This window comes from Microvirga soli, assembly GCF_016734765.1.
In the GTDB taxonomy this organism is placed as follows: Bacteria; Pseudomonadota; Alphaproteobacteria; order Rhizobiales; family Beijerinckiaceae; genus Microvirga; species Microvirga soli.
The window spans coordinates 63,367-90,349 of record NZ_JAERQE010000016.1 but is presented as its reverse complement, the minus strand read 5'-3'; the positions used below and the strand labels follow the sequence as shown (position 1 = coordinate 90,349).

Annotated in this window: 25 protein-coding genes; 12 read left to right on the top strand and 13 right to left on the bottom strand. The window is 64.5% G+C overall.

Going from position 1 to position 26,983, the window contains the following annotated elements; all coding sequences use genetic code 11:
• The 10 genes from JKL45_RS15345 (at position 1) to JKL45_RS15300 (ending at position 12,164) form a co-directional block, all read left to right on the top strand.
• The gene (locus JKL45_RS15345; RefSeq protein ID WP_201862324.1) at positions 1-1,164 is read left to right on the top strand and encodes an ABC transporter permease; all 1,164 of its coding nucleotides are present in this window, start codon (positions 1-3) and stop codon (positions 1,162-1,164) included.
• Positions 1,161-2,789, top strand: coding sequence for an ABC transporter ATP-binding protein (locus JKL45_RS15340; RefSeq protein ID WP_201862322.1), 1,629 nt, complete (start codon positions 1,161-1,163; stop codon positions 2,787-2,789). Before JKL45_RS15345 ends, JKL45_RS15340 begins: the two co-directional genes overlap by 4 nt.
• A 17-nt stretch (positions 2,790-2,806) precedes the next feature.
• On the top strand, positions 2,807-3,814 hold the full coding sequence (locus JKL45_RS15335; protein WP_201862320.1) for a cation diffusion facilitator family transporter: 1,008 nt from the start codon (positions 2,807-2,809) through the stop codon (positions 3,812-3,814).
• 45 nt (positions 3,815-3,859) lie between these two features.
• A complete protein-coding gene (locus JKL45_RS15330) occupies positions 3,860-5,080 on the top strand; it encodes a phosphopentomutase (RefSeq protein WP_201862318.1) in 1,221 nt (406 codons plus the stop codon).
• Between the two features lie 232 nt (positions 5,081-5,312).
• On the top strand, positions 5,313-6,575 hold the full coding sequence (locus JKL45_RS15325; RefSeq protein WP_201862316.1) for a GTP cyclohydrolase II: 1,263 nt from the start codon (positions 5,313-5,315) through the stop codon (positions 6,573-6,575).
• A gap of 144 nt (positions 6,576-6,719) precedes the next feature.
• The gene (locus JKL45_RS15320) at positions 6,720-7,961 is read left to right on the top strand and encodes a URC4/urg3 family protein (protein ID WP_201862314.1); all 1,242 of its coding nucleotides are present in this window, start codon (positions 6,720-6,722) and stop codon (positions 7,959-7,961) included.
• A gap of 35 nt (positions 7,962-7,996) precedes the next feature.
• The gene (gene upp / locus JKL45_RS15315) at positions 7,997-8,626 is read left to right on the top strand and encodes a uracil phosphoribosyltransferase (RefSeq protein ID WP_036356995.1); all 630 of its coding nucleotides are present in this window, start codon (positions 7,997-7,999) and stop codon (positions 8,624-8,626) included.
• Positions 8,627-8,674: 48 nt separating this feature from the next.
• The gene (locus tag JKL45_RS15310) at positions 8,675-9,577 is read left to right on the top strand and encodes a 2-dehydro-3-deoxygalactonokinase (RefSeq protein WP_201862313.1); all 903 of its coding nucleotides are present in this window, start codon (positions 8,675-8,677) and stop codon (positions 9,575-9,577) included.
• A gap of 293 nt (positions 9,578-9,870) precedes the next feature.
• Complete coding sequence (locus JKL45_RS15305) at positions 9,871-11,253, top strand: leucyl aminopeptidase family protein (protein ID WP_201862312.1); 1,383 nt, start codon at positions 9,871-9,873, stop codon at positions 11,251-11,253.
• A 62-nt stretch (positions 11,254-11,315) separates the two neighbouring features.
• Positions 11,316-12,164: a C40 family peptidase gene (locus JKL45_RS15300; protein ID WP_201862311.1), complete on the top strand. Its 849-nt coding sequence runs from the start codon at positions 11,316-11,318 to the stop codon at positions 12,162-12,164.
• A 16-nt stretch (positions 12,165-12,180) separates the two neighbouring features.
• On the opposite strand, the gene JKL45_RS15295 is transcribed toward JKL45_RS15300, so the two are convergent.
• The 11 genes from JKL45_RS15295 to JKL45_RS15245 form a co-directional block, all read right to left on the bottom strand.
• Positions 12,181-12,597 carry a GFA family protein gene (locus tag JKL45_RS15295; RefSeq protein ID WP_201862307.1) on the bottom strand — a complete coding sequence of 139 codons (417 nt, stop codon included), beginning with the start codon at positions 12,595-12,597 and terminating at the stop codon, positions 12,181-12,183.
• Between the two features lie 28 nt (positions 12,598-12,625).
• Complete coding sequence (locus tag JKL45_RS15290; protein WP_201862306.1) at positions 12,626-13,567, bottom strand: 2-hydroxyacid dehydrogenase; 942 nt, start codon at positions 13,565-13,567, stop codon at positions 12,626-12,628.
• The gene (deoA, locus tag JKL45_RS15285) at positions 13,564-14,886 is read right to left on the bottom strand and encodes a thymidine phosphorylase (protein ID WP_201862305.1); all 1,323 of its coding nucleotides are present in this window, start codon (positions 14,884-14,886) and stop codon (positions 13,564-13,566) included. The genes JKL45_RS15290 and deoA overlap by 4 nt, the downstream gene beginning before the upstream one ends.
• A 1-nt stretch (position 14,887) precedes the next feature.
• Entirely contained in the window at positions 14,888-15,649 is a 762-nt protein-coding gene (gene deoC, locus JKL45_RS15280) for a deoxyribose-phosphate aldolase (protein ID WP_201862304.1), read from the bottom strand.
• Positions 15,642-16,463: a purine-nucleoside phosphorylase gene (locus tag JKL45_RS15275; protein ID WP_376771038.1), complete on the bottom strand. Its 822-nt coding sequence runs from the start codon at positions 16,461-16,463 to the stop codon at positions 15,642-15,644. Before JKL45_RS15275 ends, deoC begins: the two co-directional genes overlap by 8 nt.
• Positions 16,464-16,514: 51 nt before the next feature.
• Positions 16,515-16,919: a cytidine deaminase gene (locus tag JKL45_RS15270; protein ID WP_201862303.1), complete on the bottom strand. Its 405-nt coding sequence runs from the start codon at positions 16,917-16,919 to the stop codon at positions 16,515-16,517.
• A 2-nt stretch (positions 16,920-16,921) separates the two neighbouring features.
• A complete protein-coding gene (locus JKL45_RS15265) occupies positions 16,922-17,827 on the bottom strand; it encodes an ABC transporter permease (RefSeq protein ID WP_201862302.1) in 906 nt (301 codons plus the stop codon).
• 3 nt (positions 17,828-17,830) lie between these two features.
• Positions 17,831-18,934, bottom strand: coding sequence for an ABC transporter permease (locus JKL45_RS15260; RefSeq protein WP_201862300.1), 1,104 nt, complete (start codon positions 18,932-18,934; stop codon positions 17,831-17,833).
• Between the two features lie 3 nt (positions 18,935-18,937).
• Entirely contained in the window at positions 18,938-19,366 is a 429-nt protein-coding gene (locus JKL45_RS15255) for a VOC family protein (RefSeq protein WP_201862298.1), read from the bottom strand.
• Positions 19,366-20,889, bottom strand: coding sequence for an ABC transporter ATP-binding protein (locus JKL45_RS15250; protein WP_201862296.1), 1,524 nt, complete (start codon positions 20,887-20,889; stop codon positions 19,366-19,368). The genes JKL45_RS15255 and JKL45_RS15250 overlap by 1 nt, the downstream gene beginning before the upstream one ends.
• A gap of 129 nt (positions 20,890-21,018) precedes the next feature.
• Positions 21,019-22,023: a BMP family lipoprotein gene (locus tag JKL45_RS15245; RefSeq protein WP_201862294.1), complete on the bottom strand. Its 1,005-nt coding sequence runs from the start codon at positions 22,021-22,023 to the stop codon at positions 21,019-21,021.
• Positions 22,024-22,176: 153 nt separating this feature from the next.
• Here JKL45_RS15245 and JKL45_RS15240 point away from each other — a divergent pair, with 153 nt between their 5' ends.
• Positions 22,177-23,013 (top strand): HesA/MoeB/ThiF family protein, encoded by an 837-nt coding sequence (locus JKL45_RS15240; RefSeq protein WP_201862292.1) that lies wholly within the window; start codon positions 22,177-22,179, stop codon positions 23,011-23,013.
• Positions 23,006-23,299, top strand: coding sequence for a GIY-YIG nuclease family protein (locus JKL45_RS15235; protein ID WP_201862290.1), 294 nt, complete (start codon positions 23,006-23,008; stop codon positions 23,297-23,299). The genes JKL45_RS15240 and JKL45_RS15235 overlap by 8 nt, the downstream gene beginning before the upstream one ends.
• Positions 23,300-23,422: 123 nt before the next feature.
• On the opposite strand, the gene pheT is transcribed toward JKL45_RS15235, so the two are convergent.
• Both pheT and pheS read right to left on the bottom strand, forming a co-directional pair.
• The gene (gene pheT, locus JKL45_RS15230) at positions 23,423-25,846 is read right to left on the bottom strand and encodes a phenylalanine--tRNA ligase subunit beta (protein ID WP_201862288.1); all 2,424 of its coding nucleotides are present in this window, start codon (positions 25,844-25,846) and stop codon (positions 23,423-23,425) included.
• Positions 25,847-25,858: 12 nt separating this feature from the next.
• A complete protein-coding gene (gene pheS, locus JKL45_RS15225) occupies positions 25,859-26,941 on the bottom strand; it encodes a phenylalanine--tRNA ligase subunit alpha (protein WP_201862286.1) in 1,083 nt (360 codons plus the stop codon).
• Positions 26,942-26,983 lie beyond the last annotated feature (42 nt).

Sequence of the window (26,983 nt, the reverse complement as noted above, 5' to 3'; positions counted from 1 at the left end):
ATGAACGAGAACGTGCCCGTCGTCTCCCCGGCCTCCTCGCCCGTCGCACCGCCCCTGCCCAAACAGGGCTTCATCAAGCTCTCGCCGCTCAACCGGCGGCGCTGGGAGAACTTCAAAGCGAACCGGCGCGGCTACTGGTCGTTCTGGATCTTCCTCGTCCTGTTCGTCCTGAGCATGTTCGCGGAGCTGATCGCCAACGACAAGCCGATCCTCGCCTCCTACAAGGGCGAGCTGCTCTACCCGGCTTTCGTGAATTACCCGGAGGAGAAATTCGGCGGCTTCCTGGCCGTCACGGACTATCGCGATCCCGTCATCGCCAAGGAGATCCAGGACAACGGATGGCTCATCTGGGCGCCCGTCCGCTTCTCCTACAACACGCACAACCTCGACCTTCCCGTTCCGGCTCCCGCGCCGCCGACCTGGACGCTTAGCGATGAGCAGTGCCGGCCGATTGCGGAGCGCAACGGCGGCACGGCGTGCCGAGACATCGAGTGGAACTGGCTCGGCACGGACGATCAGGGCCGCGACGTGGTGGCGCGCCTCATCTACGGCTTCCGCATCTCGGTGCTGTTCGGCCTGACGCTGGCCGGGATCTCGTCGATCATCGGCATTCTGGCCGGTGCCGTGCAGGGCTATTACGGCGGCTGGACGGACCTGCTGTTCCAGCGCTTCATCGAGATATGGACCGCGATCCCGTCGCTTTACCTGCTCATCATCATTTCGGCCGTGATCACGCCGAGTTTCTTCGTGCTGCTCGGCATCCTGCTGCTGTTCTCCTGGGTGTCGCTGGTGGGCGTGGTGCGCGCCGAATTCCTGCGCGCGCGCAACTTCGAATACGTGCGCGCGGCCCGCGCCTTGGGCCTCTCCAATGCCACCATCATGTTCAAGCATCTTCTGCCGAACGCCATGGTGGCGACGCTCACTTTCATGCCCTTCATCATCAACGGCTCGATCACGACCCTGACCTCCCTCGACTTCCTCGGCTTCGGCCTGCCTCCAGGCTCGCCGTCGCTGGGCGAGCTGCTGGCGCAGGGCAAGGCCAATCTTCAAGCGCCGTGGCTCGGCCTCGCCGGCTTCTTCGTGATCGCCCTGATGCTCAGCCTTCTCATCTTCGTCGGCGAAGCCGTGCGTGATGCCTTCGATCCGAGAAAGACGTTTCGATGACAGAACCCCTCCTCTCGGTTCAGGATCTCTCCGTCGCGTTCCGCCAAGGCAGGGGCGATATGCTGGCGGTCGACCGCGTGTCGTTCGATGTCATGCCGGGCGAGACGGTGGCGCTGGTGGGCGAATCCGGTTCCGGCAAATCGGTCACGGCGCTGTCCGTTCTCAAGCTCCTGCCTTATCCATCCGCGCATCATCCGTCCGGCCGTATCCTGTTCAAGGGCAAGGACCTGATGCCCGCGGACGAGAACGAGATGCGGAAAGTTCGCGGCAACGACATCACCATGGTGTTCCAGGAGCCGATGACCTCCCTCAACCCGCTCCACACCATCGAGCGGCAGGTCGGCGAGATCCTGAAGCTGCATCGCGGCCTGAATGACCGCGAGGCGTGCACTCGCACGCTGGAGCTTCTGCAGCTCGTCGGCATCCGCGAGGCGGAAAGCCGCCTGGGCGCCTATCCGCATCAGCTCTCAGGTGGCCAGCGCCAGCGTGTGATGATCGCCATGGCGCTCGCCAACGAGCCCGATCTCTTCATCGCCGACGAGCCCACAACCGCTCTCGACGTGACGGTGCAGGCGCAGATCTTAAAACTTCTCGCCGAACTGAAGAGCAGGCTCAACATGTCGATGCTCTTCATCACGCATGATCTGGGCATCGTGCGCAAGATCGCCGACCGGGTCTGCGTGATGTTCAAGGGCAAGATCGTCGAGCACGGAACGGTGGAAGAGGTCTTCAGCAACCCGCAGCATCCCTATACCCAGCGGCTGCTGGCGGCGGAGCCGCGAGGCCGGGCCAACCCCGTTCCTCCCGATGCGCCGGTCATCGTCGAGGCCGGACCGATCAAGGTCTGGTTTCCGATCAAGCGCGGCTTCTTCCAGAAAACCGTTGGTCATGTGAAGGCGGTGGACGGCGTATCCGTGCGGGTGCGCCGGGGCGAGACGGTGGGCGTGGTGGGCGAGTCAGGCTCCGGCAAGACGACGCTGGGCTTGGCGATCCTGCGCCTCGTGCAATCAGAAGGCCCCATCGTGTTCCTCGGCAACCGCATCGACGGCATGCGCGCCAACGACATTCGCCCGATGCGCAAGAACCTTCAGGTGGTGTTTCAGGATCCTTACGGCTCTCTCTCGCCGCGCATGTCGATTGCGGAGATCGTCGAGGAAGGCCTGCTCGTTCAAGACAAGTCCCTCTCCTACGCGCAGCGCCGCGACGTGGTCGCGAAAGCCCTGCAGGATGTGGGCCTGGATCCGGCCACCATGGACCGCTACCCGCACGAGTTCTCCGGCGGCCAGCGGCAGCGCATCGCGATTGCCCGCGCCATGGCGCTGGAGCCGCAGTTCATCATGCTCGACGAGCCGACCTCGGCCCTCGACATGTCCGTGCAGGCGCAGATCGTGGAGTTGCTGCGCGACCTGCAGAAGCGGCGTGACCTCGCCTATATGTTTATCAGCCACGACCTGAAGGTGGTGCGGGCGCTCGCCAACCACGTGGTGGTGATGCAGAACGGCCAGATCGTCGAGGAAGGATCGGCCGAGAGCATCTTCGCCGCGCCCCGCACCGACTACACCAAGGCCTTGTTCGCCGCCGCCTTCAACCTCGAGACAGCGGCCTCGAACGCGGTCAGGGAATAGGGCGCCAAGGTTCGACCATGCCTGCGCATCATCATTCGTCCAGCCATTCCCATCACGGTCACTCCCACGCCCCCCAGGCGGGTTACGGACGCGCCTTCGCCATCGGCATAGTTCTCAACCTGGGCTTCGTGATCGTTGAGGCCGGCTATGGATTCTGGGCCGACTCGATGGCCCTGCTCTCGGATGCCGGCCATAATTTGAGCGATGTGCTCGGCCTCGCCATCGCCTGGGGCGCAGCGCTTCTCGCGCGGCGCGGCCCGACTGAGCGCTTCACCTATGGGCTGCGCTCCAGCTCCATTCTGGCGGCGCTTTTCAACGCGCTTCTTCTGCTCGTCGCCGTCGGCGGAATCGTGTGGGAATCCATCGGGCGCCTGATCGAGCCCACGCCTGTCGCGGCCGTCACAATGCTGGCCGTGGCGGGCATCGGCATCCTCGTGAACGGCTTCACGGCCTTTCTCTTCATGGGTGGTCAGAACGATCTCAACATCCGCGGCGCCTTCCTGCACATGGTGGCGGATGCTGCCGTGTCGCTCGGCGTCGTGCTCGGCGGTCTTGCCATTCTTTGGACGGGCGCGGACTGGATCGACCCGATCTTGAGCCTCGTCATCGCTGCGGTGATTCTTTGGAGCACCTGGGGCTTGCTGAACCAGTCCCTGACCCTGTCGCTTCAGGGTGTGCCGCGCGACATCGCGGTCCCCGACGTCAGGAAAGCCCTCGAACGCATGCCCGGGGTCGCCCGCGTTCATCACCTGCACGTCTGGGCCGTGAGCACGAGCGAGACGGCGCTGACCGCCCATCTCGTCATGCCGGATGGGCATCCGGGCGACCGCTTTCTGGCCGAAGCGCAACGGGAACTGAAGGAGCACTTTGGCATCGGTCATACGACCCTACAGATCGAGATCCACAGGCCAGGGCCTCAGGAGCACGCCTCCGAATGCCCCCTCGATCATCACGATCATGCTCATGAGGGGCACAATCATGGGGGGCACCCCCATCATCACGGACCATCGCATCTTTCGCCGTAATGCCGTATCAGTCATGATTCCCGTGACGTGAAGGACCAGCCATCGATGCCCCGCGCTCTTCTCATCGTGCTTGATTCCGTCGGCATCGGCGGAGCGAAGGATGCCGACGCCTATGGCGATGTGGGTGCCGACACGGTCGGGCACATCGCGGAGGCCTGCGCCGAGGGGCGTGGCGATCAGGCGGGTCTGCGCCAGGGACAGCTTCATCTGCCGCATATGACGGCTCTTGGCCTCGGGCTCGCCTGCGAGGCCTCGACGGGGCGCGTGCCGCCGGGCCTTGCCCCGCAGGGGCCGCTGAAAGGCGCGTGGGGCTACGGCGTCGAGACCTCCAAGGGCAAGGATACGCCCTCGGGCCATTGGGAAATCGCCGGCGTGCCGGTGACCTTCGACTGGGGCTATTTCCCCAATACGATCCCGACCTTTCCCGAGGCACTGACGACGGCGCTCATCGAGCGCGGCAGCCTGCCCGGCATTCTGGGCGACATGCACGCTTCCGGCACCACCGTGATCGATGAGTTCGGCGCGGAGCACATGCGCACCGGCAAGCCCATTGTCTACACCTCGGTCGACAGCGTACTGCAGATCGCCGCCCACGAGGAAAGCTTCGGGCTGGAACGGCTCTACGAACTGTGCCGGATCGGGCGCGAGCTCTGCGACGAATACAAGATCGGCCGCGTGATCGCCCGCCCCTTCGTGGGCTCGCCCGAAACCGGCTTCAAGCGCACCGGCAACCGCAAGGATTTTGCCACGCCGCCACCGTCCGACACTACCCTCGATACGCTGACCAAGGCAGGTCGACGGGTCGTCACGGTCGGCAAGATCGGCGACATCTTCGCCCATCGCGGCACGGGGCAGGAGATCAAGCCGAACGGCAACGACGCCTGCCTGTCGGCAGCCCTCGAAGCGATGCAGGATCTGCCCGACGGTGGTTTCGTCTTCGCCAATCTGGTGGATTTCGACAGCGAGTTCGGCCACCGCCGCGACATTCCCGGCTATGCGGCAGCGCTTGAGGCTTTCGACCGGCGCATCCCGGAAATCGAGGCTGCCCTCCGGGACGGCGACATCGTCATCATCACCGCCGACCACGGTAACGACCCCTCCTGGCGCGGCACGGATCACACCCGCGAGCACGTGCCGATCCTGAGCTTCGGCTCCGGGTTGAAGCTTGGCACCATCGGCCGCCGGGAGAGCTTTGCCGATATCGGCGCCAGCGTGCTGGCGCATGTGGGCGTTACCCATAGGGGCAAAGGAACGTCCTGGCTTTAGAGGCACGTCATCCCGGACGGCAAAGCCGATCCGGGATCGCGGGACGAGAATAGCGCCCTATCCTGAAAGCGATCCCGGATCTGCGCTGACGCTCCGTCCGGGATGACCACCTTGGCCATACCCCTATGCCATTGACGGCCCCGCAACTTTAGATCAGTCTCTCATAGATCGTATGGAGGCTCTCCGGCGATCGGTCGAGGGAGTCTTCCCGTTCTCGCGTGGAAGATTGTTCATGAGCTCGCCCAACCGCTCGACGCATATCCGGCTCACCTCCCATCCCGAGCCGAACACCGGCACCATCAAACATCCGATCAAGTGGGGGGCCAAGGATCCGCAAGAGCGCGGACCGATCATCGGCAGCGTCACCAATCCGGCCGACCGCAACGTGATCGGTGCCCATGGCGGCTCCTACTCCCTCTATCGGGCGCTCGCCATCTCGGCCCGGGCTATGAACCCCCTGTCGCGGCCAGATCTTCACAACACCCATCCGACCGCTGAGATCGGCCCGCATCCGCAATGGTTCGATCCGGGCAAGATCGTGTCCCTCGACCCCTGGGGGCACATGGTCGGCCAGATCTTCCAGAACGACATTGCGGGCGGCGTCGATATCCGCCCCAGCATCGCGGTCACCAAGGCCCGCCTCAACATGCCGGAGATCCTCTCGGCCATGGGGGCGAAGCGCTTGCATGCCGATGGCGGTTTCCTGCATGAATCCGGCGACATCTCGGTCACCAAGATCGCGGTCGATCCGGTGTGGTACCTGCCCGGCATCGCCGAGCGTTTCGGCTGCTCGGAAGGCGAGTTGCGGCGCACCCTGTTCGAGCAGACCGGCGGCATGTTCCCGGAGCTGGTCACGCGCCCCGACATGAGCGTGTTCCTGCCGCCCATCGGCAACATTACCGTCTATGTGGTGGGCGACGTGTCGCGCCTGAGCGATCCGAAAACCCGCATCGCCTGCCGGGTGCACGACGAGTGCAACGGCTCCGACGTGTTCGGCTCCGACATCTGCACCTGCAGGCCTTATCTCGTGCATGGCATTGAGGAATGCGTCAGGGAAGCGCAAAGCGGCGGTGTGGGCGTGATCGCCTATAACCGTAAGGAAGGCCGTGCGCTCGGCGAGGTCACCAAGTTCCTCGTCTACAATGCGCGCAAGCGGCAGGAGGGCGGCGACCAGGCCTCCACATACTTCGAACGCACCGAATGCGTGGCCGGCGTGCAGGATGCGCGCTTCCAGCAGCTCATGCCCGACGTGCTGCACTGGCTCGGCATCCAGCGCATCGACCGGCTCATGTCCATGTCGAACATGAAGTACGATGCCATCACCGGCTCCGGCATCGAGGTGGTGGAGCGGGTGCCGATTCCAGCCGAGCTGGTGCCGCCGGATGCTCAAGTCGAGATCGAAGCCAAGAAGGCAGCCGGCTACTACACTCCCGAGGGAGCGCCGGACGCGTCGGCCCTGGATCAGGTGAAGGGCCGCGACCTCGAACGCTTCTGACGTGCAGGATCCCGAAGCGGGTGCCGGCTTGCCGCCGGTGCCCGCTTCGTTTTTAACCTTATCCCAAGCCGCCCTGTCCGCAGATGATGTGTTGCCTCAAGTCTGTGCTATCGCATCTTAAGCCTGAGATCATCGGAGCCCTGAGTGACCGACCAGCCTGACACCAAAGCCGCCCGAAGCCTTCTCTCCGCCGCCGCGGTGCGGGAGCGGTCGCATCAGCTTCTGCAGGCGGGTCTCGAAGGCCGTCTCCAGCACTTCACGGTCGATCTCGCGCGGATCGAGCCTTGCGCCGACGAGGTAGTGAAGACGATCCGGGAGGCTTATCCATCGCTGGACATTCCGTTCCACGCCCGCTGGCGCCATTTCTCCGCCGGGGGGCATGAGCGCTGGGGCGCGGTGATGCACGGCGCCCCTTGGGAAAAAGCCGCCGACATGGCCCGCTCGGCCTTCGATCTCGCCATCGTGTCCGTACTGCTCGATGCAGGCGCCGGCGCGCAGTGGCGCTACGAGGAAGGCCGCACGGGCGAGACTTATATCCGCTCGGAAGGGCTCGCGGTGGCGAGCTTCGACATGTTCGTGAGCGGCGCCTTTTCGAGCAATCCTGAAGATCCCTTCCGCGTCGACGCGGACGTGCTGATGACGCTGACGCCCGAGGACCTGGCTGAAGGCTTCCAGGTTTCTGCCGACAACCCACTCGTTGGTCTGGAGGGCCGCGCCGCGCTCCTCAACCGGCTCGGCCGCGTGGTCGCAACAAACCCCGATATCTTCGGGCAGGTGGACGATCCCCGGCCCGGCGGTCTCTTCGATGTCATCGCCGCGACGGCCGACGGCGAGCGCATCAAGGCAACGGCAATCCTCGAGGCGCTACTCGCCCATCTCGGCCCGATCTGGCCCGGCCGCATTACGCTTGGCGGCATCGATCTCGGCGACACATGGCGCCATCCTCTGGTCGAGGTTAAGGACGCCACGAAGGGGCTCGTGCCCTTCCACAAGCTCTCCCAATGGCTCTCCTATTCGCTCATCGAGCCGCTTGAATGGGCGGGTTTCACCGTGGTCGAGATCGATGGTCTCACAGGCCTGCCGGAATACCGCAACGGCGGACTGTTCCTCGACACCGGCGTCATCGCCTTGAAGGATGCAGCCGACGCAGACCGCGCCCATGCGGTGGATTCGCAGCTCGTCGTGGAGTGGCGGGCCTTGACGGTTGCCCTTCTCGACCGCATTGCCGATCCGATCCGCGCAAGGCTAGGATTTGCCGCAGAGGACTTTCCCCTGGCCAAGGCGCTCGAAGGCGGCACCTGGGCCACGGGGCGGCGGCTGGCGAAGGAGAAGCGCGGCGACGGCTCGCCTCCTCTCAGCGTGATCAGTGACGGGACCGTGTTTTAATGAATCAGCATACGACGATCAAAGAGGGAAGAAACATGCAGGGCGTCACCGTGGTCGATCATCCGCTGGTTCAGCACAAGCTGACCCTGATGCGGGACAAGGAACGCTCGACGAAGGGCTTCCGCCAGCTCCTCAACGAGATCGGCATGCTCCTCTGCTACGAGGTGACCCGCGACCTGCCGATCGAGCGCATCCAGATCGAGACGCCGATGACCACCATGGAAGGCGCGCAGATTGCCGGCAAGAAGCTGGTGCTGGCGCCCATCCTGCGCGCCGGCGTCGGCTTTCTCGACGGCATGCTCACCCTCGTGCCTGCCGCGCGCGTGGCTCATATCGGCCTCTACCGCGACCCGGAATCGCTCCAGGCGGTGGAATACTACTTCAAGGCTCCATCGGATCTGGCCGACCGCATGGTGCTGGTGCTCGACCCGATGCTCGCCACTGCCAATTCGGCCGTGGCTGCCATCGAGCGCCTGAAGGAACGCGGTGCCAAGGACCTGCGCTTCGTCTGTCTGCTGGCTGCGCCCGAGGGCATCGAGCGCCTGCGCAGCGCGCATCCGGACGTGCATATCTGGACGGCTGCCATCGACGAGCGCCTGAACGATCACGGCTATATCGTGCCGGGCCTGGGCGATGCCGGCGACCGCATGTACGGAACGCGCTAGAGCCCGGGCGACTTATCCCCTCATCTCGTCCAACAGGGGTTATCAACCTTGCGCTTCATCGTCGCCGACTGGGGAACGACCCGCTTTCGCGGCTATCTGATCGAGAATGAAACCGTTCTCGATCAGGTCTCGTCCGACGAGGGCGTCTCGGCTCTGCAAAAGGGCCAGCATCGCGACGTGTTCTTGCGTCAATGCGGACCATGGCTTCAGGCCGAGCCCGACGCCCCGGTGCTGCTCGTCGGCATGGTCGGCAGCCGCGAGGGCTGGGTCGAGGCCCCCTACGCCACCTGCCCGGCGGGCCCTGCCGAAATCGCCCAGGCGCTCGTGCCGGTGGATTTGGAGAACGGCCGCAAGGGCCATATCATTCCGGGTCTTTTCTGCGAGCCTGCCCCCGGCGCTGCTGACGTGATGCGCGGCGAAGAAACCTTGGTTCTCGGCGCCGGCGTTGAGGACGGGCTGATCTGCTCGGCCGGTACGCATCCCAAATGGATTCTGATGCGAGGCGGCCGCATCGAGCGCTTCGCCACCTACATGACCGGCGAGATGTACGCGCTGCTGCGCGAGCATTCCATGATCGGCCGCCCGGCGACGCAGCCTGAGGATCCCAAAGGTTTCGACCTCGGTCTCGAGGCCGCCGAGCGCAACGCCGGTGAAGCCCGCGTCGGCCTGCTGCATCTCCTGTTCAGCGCCCGCGCGTCGGTCGTGTCCAACCGCATGCACAGCAGCCTGCTTGCGCCCTATCTCTCGGGCCTGCTCACGGGCGACGAGATCAACGGGGCGCTGTCCCAGTTCGGCCGCCCTGATTCCGTGACGATCCTAGCCGCGCCGGAGCGCGCGGAGCTCTACGTCCACGCGCTCAAGCGGCATGGCATCAAGGCAGAGATCAAGGATACGCAGCAGGCGCTGATTGCAGGTCTGGCCCGGATCGTGCGGCAGCATGCATTGGGGTGAGCCACAATCGTCATCCCGGACGGCAGAGCCGATCCGGGATCGCTTTCAGGATAGGGCACTGTCATTCCGGGGCCGCGCAAGCGGAGCCCGGAATCCATAAACACCAACAGTGCAGAATGAAAATTGTCAGCGGTTATGGATTCCCGCCTACGCGGGAATGACAATGTTGAGGCTCCCGCGCAGTCCCGTCATGGGATCCCGGATCTCCGCTAACGCTCCGTCCGGGATGACATCGCTTCTTTTCACCCTTAAAACTCATCCAAGCATCATCTTTAACTGTCTAGGTCCCCTCCATGCCTCATCCCCTTCTCGCCCCTGCGAATGAAGCCTCCAGGCCCATCTGGCTCGTGACCGAGCAAACATGGCCGGACGTCGCGGGGCAGCTTCCGCAGATGGCCCAAGGCTTCGCGAAGGCGCAAGGATTTGCGGGCAAGGCGGGCAGCCATTGCCTCCTGCCGGATGCCAATGGAGAGCTTTTCGGCGTCGCTTTCGGCATCAACGGAGCGGATGCCAAGCAGAGCGACCCCTTCCTTCCCGGTAAGCTCTCGACGCTGCTGCCGGAGGGTGTCTATCGTTTCGAGACGGAAGCACCGAACCCGACGCTCGCCACGGTCGCCTGGCTACTCGGCACCTACAGCTTTGGCCGCTACCGCAAGCGCAGCGAGAAGGCCGTGCGCCTCGTGGTGCCGAACGGCGTCGATGCGGAGGACGTGTCGCGCATCGCGGATGCCGTTGTTGCAAGCCGTGATCTCGTGAACACGCCCACCAACGATCTCAGCCCTGACGGCATCGAGGCGGCGGCGCGGCAGCTCGCGGAGCGCCATGGTGCCTCCTTCACCAGCATCGTGGGCGACGATCTGCTCAAGCAGAACTTCCCGATGATCCACGCGGTCGGCCGCGCGTCCATCACGCCACCACGCCTCATCGACTTCACCTGGGGTGATGCGAGCGCTCCACGTGTTACCCTCGTGGGTAAAGGAGTCGCGTTCGACACCGGCGGCCTCGACATCAAGCCCGCCTCCTCCATGCTGCTCATGCGCAAGGATATGGGCGGTGCGGCAGCCACGCTGGCGCTTGCCGATATGATCATGGGCGCCAAGCTGCCCGTGCGCCTGCGCGTGCTGATCCCTGCCGTCGAAAACGCGATCTCCAGCAACGCCTTCCGTCCCGGCGACATCCTGCCGAGCCGCAAAGGCATCTCGGTCGAGATCGGCAACACGGATGCGGAAGGCCGACTCATCCTGGCTGATGCCCTTGCACTCGCCGACGAGGAAAGCCCCGATCTCCTCGTCGATTTCGCCACGCTCACAGGCGCCGCCCGCGTGGCGCTCGGCCTCGAACTGCCGCCCTTCTACACCGATGACGATGCGCTTGCCGCCGACATCGCCCGCCACGGCACGGCGGAAAACGATCCCGTCTGGCGCCTGCCGCTCTGGTATCCTTACCAAGCCCAACTCGATTCAAAATTCGCCGACATGAACAATACCGGCGGACCGATGGGCGGCTCGATCACCGCGGCTCTCTTCCTGCGCCGCTTCGTGGAGGCCGCGAAGGCCCATGTGCATTTCGACATCTTCGCCTGGAACAACGCCACCAAGCCGGGACGCCCCGAAGGCGGCGAAGTTCAGGCGGCGCGGCTGATGTATGCTCTCCTGAAGGAGCGCTACGGCGCTTGAATGGATGGCGGCAAAGCCTTGAGAAGAGTAAAAGACAAAATGATCGTTCAGGAGCTGCCCCGATGAGTCTCGACCGCCGCATAACGCCCGTCCGCGCGGATCTCGCCGATGAGCGCCTGCGCGGGCAGGTGGAGGCCGAGCGGTTCACAACCGGCACGGTCAAGCGCGTCATCACGACCTTCTCGCCCCTGCACCGCCACCCTTCCCGCGAAGCGCCCGTGGACACACAGGCGATCTTCGGGGAAAGCGTGACCGTCTATGACGAGCACGAGGGCTGGGCCTGGGTGCAGCTGCATGAAGACGGCTATGTGGGCTACCTGCCGAGCGAAGCCTTGGGCGAGGCCGGAGCGGAACCGACCCATAAGGTGCGGGCCATCCGCACCTTCATCTATCCGGGACCGAACCCGAAGCTGCCCTATCAGAGCTACCTGACCTTGAACTCCAAGGTCTCGGTGACAGAAACGGAAGGCGACTATGCACGGCTTGCCACCGGCGGCTGGGTCTTCGCCGCTCACTTAAGCGGCCTCGATGCAGTCGAGGCTGATTACGTCGCTATTGCCGAGCGCTTCCTGCACACGCCCTATCTCTGGGGCGGCAAGACGAGCCTCGGCATCGACTGCTCGGGCCTTGCTCAGACGGCGCTGACGGCCGCCGGGATCAAGGCTCCGCGTGACAGCGACATGCAGGAGCGCGAACTCGGAACAGCTGTCGACGTGACGCCGAGCTTGAGCGGCTTGCAACGAGGCGATCTCGTGTTCTGGAAGGGCCATGTGGGCCTGATGATGGACGAGACGAACTTCATCCACGCCACCGGCCACAGCATGACGGTGATGATCGAGCCGCTGGCAGTAGCGGAACAACGCATCCGCCTGGGAAGCTACGGGCCGATCAGCGCGATCAAGCGGCTGTAAGCGAACAGCCGCGCCATCAATCGCGCTGGCCGAAGGGTACTCCTTCGGCTTCCTGAGGCAACGCATCCGTGATCTCGACCCAAGGGGCCTTGGAGCCGACATGATAGTGCATACCGGCTTTCATAGACGGATCGGAATCGAGCGTGCCCAGCCGAAATCCGAGCACATCCGGATCCGCCTCATCACGCTTATAGATAGGTGAGCCGCAACAGGCCGCGAAGAAACGTTGGACACCTGGGCTCGATTGCCAGCTGCGCAGCAAATCCTCACCAGCGACAAAGATCAGCGCATCTGCATCAAGGCCGGCAGTCGTACCGAAGCTCGACCCTGAATGCTTGCGGCACCGCCAGCAATGGCAGTACGTGACTGGGCCGTGGAGTTGACCTCTGATCTCGTAGCGGACCTGCTCGCAGGCGCATGAGCCTTTCAGCATCCAAAAGCTCCTCTCAGAGGATCGCGCCTCAATACCCTCGGCTTTTATCCACCACGGCCTCGAACGGTTCACCCGCTTCATAGCGCCGAATCTGCTGCGCGATGTAGCGCGCCGTCGCGTCCGGCTCGCTGGTCGCCGAATTGTGCGGCGTGACAGTCACGCGCGGGTGCGTCCAGAGTGGTGAGTACTCCGGCAGCGGCTCGGTCTCGAACACGTCGAGGGTTGCGGCGCTCAATGTGCCGTCATCGAGGCAAGCGAGAATATCCGCTTCCACTTGCAGCTTGCCGCGCCCCGCATTGATCAGGATCGGCCCGCCGAGCCTGCCATCGCGGGCGAGCTTCGCGAATAGGGAGCGGTTGAGCATGCCTTCCGTTTCAGGCGTAAGCGGCATGAGGGCGATCAGGATGTCCGTGCGGTTCAGGAACGGCGTCAGACCCTCCTCGCCCGCATAGACCTGGAAGCCTTTCACATCCTTCGCCGTGCGGCTCCAGCCGGCCACATCGAAGCCCATCATCTTCAGCTTGCGCGCGGAATCCTGCCCCAGCACGCCAAAGCCCATGATGCCGACGCGCACGTCGCCAGCAATCGGCGGTGCGCGATCGGGCTTCCAACGTTTCGCATTCTGGTCCTCGTCGAAGCGGCGCTGATCGCGCAGATACATGAGGCAGTGCAGCACCGTGTATTCGCTCATGCGATGGGTGAGATCGTCCTGCGCCACCCGCACGATCGGCACATCCGGCAGGTCGGGATAGCTCATCAGGTGATCGACGCCGGCACCCAGCGAAAAGATCGCTTCGAGCTTAGGCAACCCAGAGAGACTTCCCGGCTTCGGACCCCAGGTCGCCACATAGCGAACGGCGCTCTTGTCGAAATCTTCGCCCAGCACGACGATGTCGCGATCCGGCAGGAAGCGCTTGAAGCGCTCGACCCAGGGCTGTGTCTGCCAGGTAACGGCAACGAGAAGGCTCATGCTGTGGCTCCGATGCGCTCGAGGATGCTCGGACCTGACGAGACCTTTGCATCCCCGACAGCATAGGCAGCGCGCACGGCGCGAGCGGCTGCCTCGGCTGCGTCTTCGCTGCGCGCATGCACAATGGCGAGTGGACGCGAGGCATCGACCGTCTCACCGATGGCTGCGAGGCTCATGAGACCCACCGCATGATCGATCGGATCCTGCGGGCGCGTGCGGCCACCGCCGAGCGCCACGACGGCCACACCCACGTCGCGCGTGCCGATGCTCTGCACGATACCCGAGCGCTCCGCATGAACGGGACGAACGATGGGCGCTGCCTGCAGATGCTTCTCGTGATTGTCGAGAAAATCGGCAGGGCCTCCAAGAGCGGACACCATGCGCTGGAAAACCTCCGCCGCCTTTCCTGACGAAATCGCATTTTCGATCTTCGCACGCGCTTCATCAATGCCAGCGGCGAGCTTGCCGAGCACCAGCATCTCGGCGGAGAGTTCCACGGTCACTTCGTGGAAGCGCTTCTCGCGGCGGCGGCCTGTCAGGTAATCGACCGCATAGGCCATCTCAACCGCATTCCCGGCGGCGGATGCCAGCGGTTCGTTCATGTCGGTCAGCAGTGCGCTTGTGGGTAGACCCGCGCCATTGGCGACCAGCACGAGACTCTCGGCGAGCTTCCGCGCATCCTCGGCATTGTCCATGAAGGCGCCAGAGCCGAACTTCACGTCCATCACGAGGCCCTGGAGACCCGCAGACAGCTTCTTCGATAGGATCGACGCGGTGATGAGATCGATCGATTCCACGGTCGCCGTCACGTCGCGGATGGCGTAGAGGCGCTTGTCGGCCGGCGCGAGATCGGCCGTCTGGCCGATGATGGCGCAACCGACGGCGCGCGTGACACGGCGGAACGTGTCAAGATCGGGCTGCGTGACATAGCCGGGAATGGAATCGAACTTGTCGAGCGTACCGCCTGTATGACCAAGGCCGCGGCCGGAGATCATCGGCACATAGCCACCGCAGGCTGCGACCGCCGGGCCGAGCGCGAGGCTCACCGTGTCGCCGACGCCGCCGGTGGAATGCTTGTCGAGCACTGGTCCCGGCAGATCCCAGGTGAGCACTGTCCCTGAGTTCATCATGGCGCGTGTGAGCGCCACGCGCTCCGGCACCGAGAGGCCGCGGAAAAAGATCGCCATGGCGAAGGACGCCGCCTGGCCCTCGGTAACGCGCCCTGCAGTCATACCTTCGATGAAATGCTCGATATGCTCCGCATCGAGCGCGCCGCCGTCGCGCTTGCGGCGGATGATTTCCTGCGGAAGAAGGCTCATGCTAGTAGGCTCCGGTGGCGGCTGTGCCCGCCCGTCCTTCGATGGCGGCGATCAAGGTGTCGTAGACGCTGCTCGCGCCGATGCGGAAGGTCCGCGGCGTGGCCCAGCCAGGGCCCATGATGCGATCGGCGAGATCGAGATAAGTCTTCGCATCATCCACGGTGCGAATGCCGCCGGAGGGCTTGAGGCCGACAGGCTTTCCCGAGGCCTTGATGGCATTGAGCATGATCTCGGCGGCTTCCGGCGTGGCGGAAACCGGCGTCTTGCCCGTGGAGGTCTTGATGAAGTCGGCACCGGCCCCGATGGCAATGCGGCTTGCCGTCTCGATCAGCTGTTCATCCTTCAGCTCCCCTGTTTCCAGGATGACCTTCAGCAGACGTTCGCCGTCGACGAGTTCGCGCACGGCTTCCACCATCTCGGTCGCAGCCGCGAGATCGCCGCGGCGCACGGCGTCATAGGGGATGACGAGATCGATTTCATTGGCGCCGTCGGAGAGCGCTTCCTGCGTATCGTCCGTGACGCGGCTCACATCCTCGCCACCGGCCGGGAAGTTCACCACCGTGGCAATACGTACGGACGAGCCCTTGAGGTTCTCCCGGGAACGCTTCACGAATTGCGGCCATACGCACACGGCCGCCACCGGCCCGCGCGGGTCGAGCGCCTTCTTGCAGAGCGCATCGATGGCATGATCGGTGCAGGTCTCCGTCAGGTCGGTAAGATCGAGGCTGCGCAGAGCGCGCAGGGCAATGTCCGCATCAGACATGGGAGAGCTCCGCAACGAAGGATCGAATGAGACGCTTGAACTTCTCGGAGGCTTCCGCAGCCGTGTCCTTGGTTTCCTGGTGTGAAGGCGATGCGCCTTCGATCCCGGCAGCAAGATTTGTAACCACGGAAATCGCCGCGACCTTCAGGCCGTAATAGCGCGCGAGGATTACCTCCGGCACGGTGGACATGCCGACGAGATCACCGCCGAGGATCTGCACCATCTTGATCTCGGCCGGCGTCTCGAAGCTCGGTCCTGACAGCCAGGCATAGACGCCCTCCGGCAAATCGATTCCGGTCTTCTGCGCGGCACGCTGCAGCGTCTGGCGCAAGCCCTCGTCGTAAGCGCCCGTGAGCGACACGAAACGGCCTTCGGTATGATCCCGCAGCAGCGGGTTGGTACCCGAGAGATTGAGGTGATCGTTGATGGCCACAAGGCTCCCAGGCCGTATGTCGGCGCGAACGGAACCGGCGGCGTTGGTGGCGACCAGCACCGGAATGCCAAGCTCCTTCACGAAGGCCACAGGCAGGCGCATCGCGCCCGCATCACCCGTCTCGTAGTAATGCGCGCGGCCCTGGAACAGCAGAACGCGCTTGCCTTCGAGCGTGCCGGCAACAAGCTTGCCCGCATGGCCGGAGACCCCGCTTTTCGGGAAGTGAGGGACCTCCGCGTAAGGGAGGCTTAACCCATCGCTCACCTCGTCGACCAGAGGCCCGAGTCCCGTGCCGAGCACGAAGGCTGCATCGAAATGGCCGTCGAAGCCGCGGCTGCGCACGAAGGCGGCCGCTTCTTGAATCATCTGCTGCATCGTCATCTCAGGCCTTGAATCGCAAGGCCTTCCTTTCATTAAAGCAATCAGCTCGTTCTACCGGTCGGTCAGATTGTCGGGACCGAAGGAGAAGGGCAACAGCTCATCGAGGGTAAAGCTCTTGCGGATGCCCTCGGGACCGGCAATGTGGATCGGCGTTTCGGGCGCGGCGAACTCGCGGATGCGCTGGCGGCAACCGCCGCAGGGCGTGACGAGGTGCTCGCCCTCGCCCATCACGACGATCTGCGCGATGCGGCTCTCGCCGCCGGCAATCATGGCCGAGATGGCGCCGGCCTCCGCGCAGGAGCCCACCGGATAGGCGGCGTTCTCCACGTTGCAGCCGGTGAAGACCTGGCCGTCCGGTGTTGCAATCGCAGCACCGACCTTGAAGCGGGAATAAGGCGCATAGGCCTTGGTCTGGATCGCCTTCGCCGTTTCGAACAAAGTATCCAATGATGCCATGATCAGCGCTCCTTTACATAGGGCACGCCGGACGCGCGCGGCGGGATTGCCTTGCCGATCACGCCGGCGAGCAGGATGACCGTCATGAGATAGGGCATCGCCTGGATGGCCTGCACCGGCACCTCGCCGATGCCGGGCAGCGACAGGCCCTGCAGCTGGTTGGCGCTGGCATCGAGCAGCCCGAACAGGAAGCACGCACCAAGGGCCGGCCATGCGCGCCACTTGGCGAAGATCAGGGCCGCGAGAGCAATAAAGCCGCGCCCTGCCGTCATGTTGGGCAGGAAGCCCGCCGCCTGTCCGACCGACAGATACGCCCCTGCAAGCCCGCACAGGACGCCCGCGATGATGACGGCAGTGTAACGCAGCCCCGTCACCGAAATGCCGGCGGTGTCGACCGCAGCCGGGTTCTCGCCGACGGCGCGCAGGCGAAGGCCGAAGCGGGTGCGTCCGAGAACGAACCACGTCACCGGCACGGCAAGCAGCACCACGTAGACGAGAGCCGAATGGCCGAAGAGAACGCTGCCGAAGCGCTGATCGCCCTCCAGCGGCGGCGTGCGCCCGCCCTGCCCGTACCAGGCATTGCCCACGATGGCCGTGAGACCCGCGGCCAGCATGTTGATGGCCACGCCGGAGACGATCTGGTTGCCGCGTTGGCTGATGGAGGCAAAGCCGTGAACCAGCCCGATGGTCACGGAAGCCGCGATGCCGACCAGAAGGCCGGCCCAGGCGGAGCCCAGTGCATAGGCACCGGCAGCGCCTGCGAAGGCCGCCACCAGCATCTTGCCCTCAAGGCCGATATCCACCACGCCCGAACGTTCGGACCAGAGGCCGGCAAGGCAGGCCGCGAGCAGCGGGATCGAGAGCCGCAGGGCCGAGTCGAAGATGGTGACGAGAATGCCGAGATCCATGACTCAAGCCCTCGCCAGCTTCTGACGCGCGAACAGATGCGCCACGAGGCGCCGGAACAATCCGTCGAGCGCGCCTGCGAACAGGATGATGATGCCGCCGATGACCACCACCATGTCGCGGGTGATGGCCGGCTGCTCGAAGGCGAGTTCCGCGCCGCCCTGATAGAGGATGCCGAACAGCAGTGAAGCGAGGATGATGCCTACCGGATGCGCGCGGCCCATGAGTGCCACCGCGATGCCGACGAAGCCATAACCGGAGGTGAACTCGAGCAGCAGGCGGTGCTGGTAGCCCATGAGTTCGTTGACCGCGAGGCCACCCGCCAGTGCTCCGGAGAGCACCATGGCGATGATGATGATGCGCGCGGGCGAGATGCCGGCATAGACCGCGGCACTCGGGTTCGATCCGACGACGCGGATCGCATAGCCGAGACGCGAGCGATAGATGAGGAGCCAGACGAAATAGGCGGAAGCCAGCGCCAGCACCAGCGTGAGATTGAGCTGAGAGGTCGGAATCTCGACCCCGAAGGCGGCGAAGACGTCGTGCATGAACGGGATGTATGATTGCTCGGGGAAAGCGCGCGTTTCCGGGTTCATGGATTGCGGCTCGCGCAGCACATTCACGAGCAGGTACACAAGCAGCACGCTGGCGAGCCAGTTGAACATGATCGTCGTGATGACGATGTGGCTGCCGCGCTTCGCCTGCAGATAGCCCGGAATGGCAGCCCATAGGGCACCGAAGGCCGCAGCACCCAGGATGCCGAGCGGGATGAGCAGGAAGCCCGGCAGGAAGGTGAGGTTGTTGAGCACCAGCGCGATGCCGAGGCCCGCCAGCGTCGCCTGTCCCTCACCGCCGATGTTGAACAGTCCGGCATGATACGCGACCGCAACAGCGAGCCCGACGAAGATGAAGTCGGTCATGTAGAACAGGGTGAAGCCGAGCCCCTCCCCGGTGCCGAGGCTGCCCTGGAGCAGCCAGCGCGTGGCTGTCAGCGGGTTCTCACCGATGGCAAGCACCACGAGGCCGGCAACGAGAAAAGCCGCCACGACGGAGATGGCGGGCACGAGAACCGTATCGGCCCATCTGGGCAGGTCGAGAGGAGCACTCACGTCTTAAGCATCCGGCAGGAACATGTGGCCCTGCTCATCGAGAGGAAAGGATGGGTTCCAGGCAACTTCCCAGAGGTGTCCGTCAGGATCGGCGAAATAGCCCGAATAGCCGCCCCAGAAAACATCCTGCAGCGGCTTGACCGGTTGCGCGCCCGCCCTCACGGCCAGAGCATAAACGTCATCGGCCTCCTGCTTGGAGCGGGCGTTGTAGGCGAGCGTGATGGCCGCAAAGCCGGTGGGCTTGTCCTCGACGCCGGCATCCTTGGCGAGATCGGCACGACCGAAGAGAGCGAGCGCCAGGCCGTTTGCCTGATAAAACGCGACGCTGGGCTGGCTGGCCGACGAGGCTTTCCAGCCCCAGGCCTCGTAGAAGGCGCGGGACTTTGCGAGATCCGCGACGCCAAGGGTGACAAGGGTCAATCGCGGCTGCATCACGCGGCCTCGTCCACGACGCCGGCCATGAGCAGGCCGAGCTCCTGCTCGTTGGTCTGGGATGCTTTGCGTTCGCCGGTGATCTTGCCGCCGCACATGGTGAGGATACGGTCGGAGAGGTTCATGATCTCGTCCAGTTCCACCGACACGAGCAGGATGGCAACGCCTGCGTCCCGCAGGGTGATCAGGCGGCGATGGATGAACTCGATGGCCCCGATATCGACGCCGCGGGTCGGCTGGCCCACGAGCAGCACCTTGGGGTTGCGCTCGATCTCGCGCGCCAGCACGATCTTCTGCTGGTTGCCTCCGGAGAACTTTGACGATTTCAGCCGCGGCGCGGGCGGGCGCACATCGTACTGCTCCATCTTCTTTGCGAGATCCTCGATGAGACGGTCATGATCGAGGATGGGGCCGCGGCCGAGATGGGGCTCGTCGCTGAAGCCGAGAATGGCGCTCTCGAAGGCCGGGAATGCAGGCACAAGCCCTGTACGCAGGCGATCCTCCGGCACGTGCAGCAGGCCGAGCTGGCGCATGCGGTGTGGGTTGTGCTCGCTGGAATGGATGGCTTTGCCTTCAAGGCGAAGCGAGCCGAGCACCGGTTGGCGCATGCCCGCGATCGCTTCCAGCAATTCGCTCTGACCATTGCCGGCGACACCCGCGATACCGACGATCTCGCCGGCGCGAACGGTGAAGGAGGCGTTGGCCACACGCAGTACGCCGCGGGAATCGACAACGGAGAGGTTGTCGACCTCGAGCAGCGGCGCGCCGGGTGTCTTCTCGGCCTTCTCCACGCGCAGGAGCACGCGCCGCCCCACCATCAGCTCGGCCAGTTCCGGCGGCGAGGTATTGGCGGTCTCAACAGTTGCCACCATCTCGCCGCGGCGCATGACTGAGACGCGATCCGTGATCGCCATGATCTCGCGCAGCTTATGGGTGATGAGGATGACGGTCTTGCCCTGCTCCTTCAGGGAGCGCAGCAGACCGAACAGGGCATCGGCCTCGGCCGGCGTGAGCACGGCAGTGGGCTCGTCGAGAATGAGGATGTCCGCGCCGCGATAGAGGGCCTTCAGAATCTCGACGCGCTGCTGCAGGCCAACGGAGAGGTCCCCGACCGTGGCGTCCACATCGATTTCGAGGCCGTAATCTTTTGCCAGCCGGGCCAGCTCCGCGCGCACCTTGGCCTCGCCCACCCGCAGCATGGCGCCGCCCTCGGCGCCGAGCATCACATTCTCGACCACGCTCAGGGGCTCCACCAGCATGAAATGCTGGTGCACCATGCCGATGCCGGCATGGATGGCGTCATTGGGTGTGCGGATGACAATGGGCTTGCCGTTCACCCGAACCTCGCCGGAATCGGCCTCGTAGAACCCGTACAGGATCGACATGAGCGTCGACTTGCCCGCGCCGTTCTCGCCAACGATGCCGTGGATGGTGCCGCGCTCGACGGAGAGGTTCACATCCTTATTGGCGTGAACGGCGCCGAAGCTCTTGTTGATGGCAATGAGTTCAATGGCGGGGGACATCGGCCTCAAGATGGTTGTCCGGCAAAGGGAAAAAGCACGCCAGATCTTATCGGAAAACGCGCGAACCTAAAAACGGAAACGGCCGCAGGCCCTCTTCGAGAATGCCTGCGGCCGGATCAATGCGTCAGATTACATCGGGCACTTGGAGTCCGACATGTAGTCGTGGACCTTGATCGCGCCGGACTTGATGTCGGCAGCAGCCTTGTCGGCGGCAGCCTTCATCTCGGCGGTGATGAGCGACTTGTTGTTGTCGTCGAGCGCCCAGGCCACACCGTCCTCCTTGAGGCCGAGTACCGAGACGCCAGCCTTGAAGGTGCCCTTCTTGGCCTGATCGAAGGCGTTGTAGGTGGCCACATCCACGCGCTTGACCATGGAGGTCAGGATCTTGCCCGGATGCATGCCGTTCTGGTTCGAGTCGACGCCGATGCCGAGCTTGCCAGCATCCGCAGCAGCGCGCATGACGCCCACGCCCGTTCCGCCGGCCGCATGGTAGATCACGTCGGCGCCACGGTCGATCTGGCCCTTGGCGAGCTCGCCGCCCTTCACCGGATCGTTCCAGGCAGCACCCGTGGTGCCGGTCATGTTCTGGAACACCTCGGCGTCCTTCTTGGCGTGCTTCACGCCCTGGACGTAGCCGCAGGCGAACTTGCGGATGAGCGGGATGTCCATGCCGCCCACGAAGCCGACCTTGCCCGACTTCGAGGCCTGGGCTGCCAGGAGGCCGACCAGGAACGAACCCTCATGCTCCTTGAACACGACGGACTGCACGTTCGGCTTCTCGACCACGGCGTCGATGATGGCGAACTGGGTCTTCGGGAACTCCTCGGCGACCTTCTTCAGCGCGGTCTCCTGGGAGAAGCCCACGGCCAGGATCGGCGAGAAGCCGTCACGGGCGAAGCGGCGCAGGGCCTGCTCGCGCTGGGAGTCGTTCTGCGGCTCGAAATCACGGTAATCGGTGCCCGTGTCCTTCTTGTACTTCTCGGCGCCGGTATGGACGCCTTCGTTGAAGGACTTGTCGAATTTGCCGCCGAGATCGTAAACGATCGCGGGCTTGAAGGCCGGAGCCTGGGCGAAGGCAAAGGAGGCGGAAAAGGCGAGGCCCGCAAGCGCGAGGCCGAACTTGGTTACTGTCATCGGCTTTGTTCCCTGTTAGACGCCGGCTTTTTAGCCGGTTGCCCCATGACGATGGCACGGCAAGGGTCACAACGCCAAGGCCTCTGTCAAGGCGGCATGTTATTTCCTTCACGGAATGGTTGATAGCTGAACCTATTCCCCTAAGGTCACAAGATGCCTCTTACATCGGATGAAATCGACCGCTATGCCCGCCACCTCGTTCTGCGAGATGTAGGCGGGCCGGGACAGCAGAAGCTGAAAGCCGCTCGCGTCCTGGTGATCGGCGCCGGCGGCTTGGGCGCTCCGCTGATCCAGTACCTGGCGGCGGCCGGGATCGGCACCATCGGCATCGTGGACGATGATGTGGTGTCCCTGTCCAACCTGCAGCGGCAGGTGATCCATGGCACGCCTGATATCGGCCGGCCCAAGGTGGAGAGCGCCGTGGATGCGGTCGAGCGGCTCAATCCGCATGTCACGGTCGAGACCCACGCGGTTCGCCTGACGCCCGGGAATGCGCGGGAGCTGATCGGCCGCTACGACATCGTTGCCGATGGGTCGGACAACTTCGACACCCGCTATGCGGTCTCGGACGCCTGCTTTTTCGAGAGAAAGCCCCTGGTGACGGCGGCGCTTGGGCAGTTCGATGCCTCTCTCACGACGATCCGGGCGCATGAGGCCGGCCCGGATGGAAAGCCCAACCCCACCTATCGCTGCCTCTTCCCGTCCCCGCCGCCACCGGGAGCGATCCCGACCTGCGCGGAAGCCGGTGTCCTCGGGGCGCTCGCCGGCGTCATGGGCAGCCTGATGGCCATGGAGGTGATCCGCGAGATCGTCGGCTTCGGCGAAAGCCTCGTCGGGCGGCTGCTGATGGTGGACGCGCGCGCGATGCGGTTCGACACGGTGCGCTACGGATGGGATGAGGGGAATGTATTGAGTGGGTCTCAACAATCGTCATCCCGGACGGAGCGCAGCGGAGATCCGGGATCGTCTGGGAAGTTCGCGGATGGCTGAGGCCTTCTATGTCTATATTCTAGCCACTCGGAAGGACGGACCACTTTACGTTGGGGTCACGAGCGATCTGCATAAGCGGGTTTTCGAGCACAAAACCCATGCCATTCCAGGGTTTACGGCGCGCTACAATGTAGATCGGCTCGTTTATTTTGAGCTTTTCGAGAACCCGGAAGCCGCCATTGCCCGCGAGAAGCAACTGAAGAAGTGGCACAGGGCTTGGAAAGTTGAGCTGATCGAGCGTGACAATCCCGAGTGGCGGGACTTGGCTGAGGAATTCGTCCCATAAAAATCTAGAGCGTCATCCCGGACGCGGCGGAGCCGCGATCCGGGATCGCAAGACGAGTATGGTGCTCTATTCTGGCTACGATCCCGGGTTCCGCTGCGCGGCCCCGGGATGACGGCCAAAACATTAACTGCGCAGCACCGCGCCGGTCTTCTTCGACACCTCGCCGACGATCTTGGCGGACACCGCCTCGATCTCAACGTCGGTGAGCGTCTTCTCCGTGGGCTGGAGGGTGACGGCGATGGCCACGGACTTCTTGTCCGGGTCGATGCCGGTACCCTCGTAGATGTCGAACACGTCGACGCCCACGATGAGCTGGCGCTCCGCGCCTTGCGCGGCCTTCACGATGTCGCCGGCGGCCACATCGCGGCCGACCACGAAGGCGAAGTCGCGTGTAAGCGGCTGGAAATCGGGCAGGGTCAGCTTCGGCTTCATCTTGGTCGGCTTCGCCTTGGGGGGCGGCAGCGCATCGAGATTGAGCTCGAAGGCCACCAGCGGACCCTTCAGGTCGAGGGCCTTGAGCACCTTCGGATGAACCTCGCCGAAGGCCCCGACCACGTTTTTGGGACCGAACTGCAGGGTGCCCGAACGGCCGGGATGGAACCAGGCCGGGCCGCCGGCCACGATCTGGAGACCGCCGGATGGAATGCCGAGCGCCGCGAGCAGCGCCAGCACGTCGGCCTTGGCGTCAAACGCATCAACCAACTGAGCGCCACCGTCCCAGTGACGGCCCACGCCCTCCGCGCGTGCCGTTCCACGACGCACGGCCGCTGCCTTGATCGACTGACCTTCCGGCTCGTCGGACGCAAAGGTCTGGCCGACCTCGAAGAGGGCGACATCGCCAAGGCCGCGATCGGCATTGCGCTGCGCCGCTTTCATGAGACCGGGCAACAGGCTCGGACGCATGTCTGAAAGCTCGGCTGCAATGGGGTTGGCGAGCGCGAGCCGCGCATCGCCACCGCCGAACAGCTCCGCCTCGCTCTTGGCGATGAACGACCAGGTGACGGCCTCCACCAACCCACGCACGGCCAGCGAGCGGCGGGCGAGCCGCGTGCGCTTCTGGATCAGGGTCAGGATGGGCTTGGCCACCACGTCTTCGAGACGCGGCAGAGGCTTGGGCTCGATGCGGTCGACACCGGCGATGCGGATGACCTCCTCGACCAGATCCGCCTTGCCCTCGATGTCCGGGCGCCAGGACGGAGCCGTGACGCTCACGCGTTCGCCGGAGCCTTCGATAGCGAACCCGAGCTTCTTCAGGATCTGCTCGGACTCGGCGGGCTGCACGTCGAGACCCGACAGGCGCGGAACCTCGCTCCAGTGGAACGCGATGACGCGGCGATCCTCTGGCACCTCTCCGGCCACGACGGCCTCGCTCGCCTCGCCGCCACAGAGGTCGATCACCATCCGGGTGGCGAGATCGAGACCCGGCACGGTGAAGGCCGGATCGACCCCGCGCTCGAAGCGGTAGCGCGCATCGGTGATGATGCCGTGCTTGCGGCCCGACTGAGCGATATTGAGCGGATCCCACAGCGCCGACTCGATCAGCACATCCGTGGTGGTCTCGTCCGAGCCGGAATGCTCGCCGCCCATGATACCGGCGATGGATTCCACGCCGTTCTCGTCCGCGATCACCACGGTGCCGGGATCGAGCTTGTAGGTGCGGCCATCGAGGGCCAGCACTTCCTCGCCATCCTTGGCACGGCGCACGGTGAGGTCGCCCTTCACCTTCTTGAGGTCGAAGACGTGGAGCGGACGGCCGCGGTCGAAGGTGACGTAGTTGGTGATGTCCACGAGCGCGTTGATCGGCCGAAGACCGATAGCGAGCAGGCGGCGCTGCATCCATTCCGGCGACGGGCCGTTCTTCACGCCGCGCACGAGACGGAGGGCGAAGGTGGGGCACAGCTTCTCGTCGCCCGGAGCGAAGTCGAGCGTCACGGAAACCGGGCATGCGCCCTTGCCCTGCACAGGCGCAATGGCATCGCCCTTGAGGTTGCCGAGGCCGGCAGCCGCGAGATCGCGGGCGATGCCGTGGATCGACGTGCAGTCCGGGCGGTTCGGCGTGAGGTTGATCTCGATCACCGGATCGTCGAGGCCCGCATAGGCCGCGTAAGGCTGCCCCACCGGCGCATCCTCGGGCAGGTCGATGATGCCGTCGTGATCGTCGGAGATCTCAAGCTCGGAGCCGGAGCACAGCATGCCCTTGCTCTCGACGCCGCGGATGGTGCCGACGCCCAGCGTGATGTTCTTGCCCGGGATATAGGTGCCCGGAGGCGCGAACACGCTCTTCATGCCGGTGCGGGCGTTAGGCGCGCCACAGACCACTTGGATCGGGTCGCCCTCGCCCGTATCGACCATGCATACGCGCAGACGATCGGCATTAGGGTGCTGCACGGCGGAGACCACATAGGCGACCTTGTAGGGCGCCAGCGCCGTCGCCTTGTCCTCCACGCCCTCGACCTCAAGGCCGATGCGGGTGAGCGTCTCGACGATCTCGTCGAAGGAGGCCGAAGTGTCGAGGTGATCCTTCAGCCAGGAGAGGGTGAACTTCATGATGGCTCTCCTTTACGAAGTCAGGCCGCTGACGAGGCTCGGAATGTCGAGCGGGCGGAAGCCGTAATGGTTCAGCCAGCGCACATCGGCCTCGAAGAACGGGCGCAGGTCCGGCATGCCGTATTTCAGCATGGCGATGCGGTCGATGCCCATGCCCCAGGCGAAGCCCTGGTACTCGTCCGGATCGAGCCCGCAATTGCGCAGCACGTTCGGATGGACCATGCCGCAGCCTAGGATCTCAAGCCAGTCGGTGCCCTCGCCGAAGCGGATCTCGCCGCCCTTGCGTGAGCACTGGATGTCGACTTCGGCCGAAGGCTCCGTGAAGGGGAAGAAGGACGGGCGGAACCGCATCTTCACCTGATCGACCTCGAAGAACGCCTTGCAGAACTCCTCCAGGATCCACTTGAGGTGCGCGATGTTGGCCTGCTTGTCGATGACGAGGCCTTCCACCTGGTGGAACATCGGCGTGTGGGTCTGGTCCGAGTCGTGACGATAGGTCCGGCCCGGGATAATCACCCGGATCGGCGGCGCCTTGGAGGTCATCGTGCGGATCTGGACCGGCGAGGTGTGCGTGCGCAGCACCTTGCGCTCGCCCTTCTCGTCAGGGGCGAGGAAGAAGGTGTCGTGCATCTCGCGGGCCGGATGGCCTTCGGGAAAATTGAGTGCCGTGAAGTTGAGATAGTCGGTCTCGATATCCGGCCCCTCGGCCACGGAGAAGCCCATATCGGCGAAGATCGCCGTCAGTTCCTCGATCACTTGGCTGATCGGGTGGATGCGGCCGCGGCTCTCGGGAGCCTCCGGCACCGGCAGCGTCACGTCGATGCGCTCGGCGGAGAGCCGGGCTTCGAGAGCCGCCTCCCCGAGCGTCTCTTTCCTGGCTGCAATCGCACCCTGAATCTTGTCGCGCAGGCCATTGATGAGGGGCCCGCGTTCTTTGCGCTCCTCCGGCGTCATGGCGCCGAGGGTCTTCAGGAGTTCGGAGACGGAGCCCTTCTTGCCGAGCGCGGAGACGCGCACGGTTTCCAGAGCCGCCTCGTCGCCGGCGACTTCGACCTGGGTGAGCAGGTCACGTTCGAGTTGATTGAGATCGGTCATCGGTCCCTGGCCAGATGCAAGCGCCACATGAGAGGCGCCCTG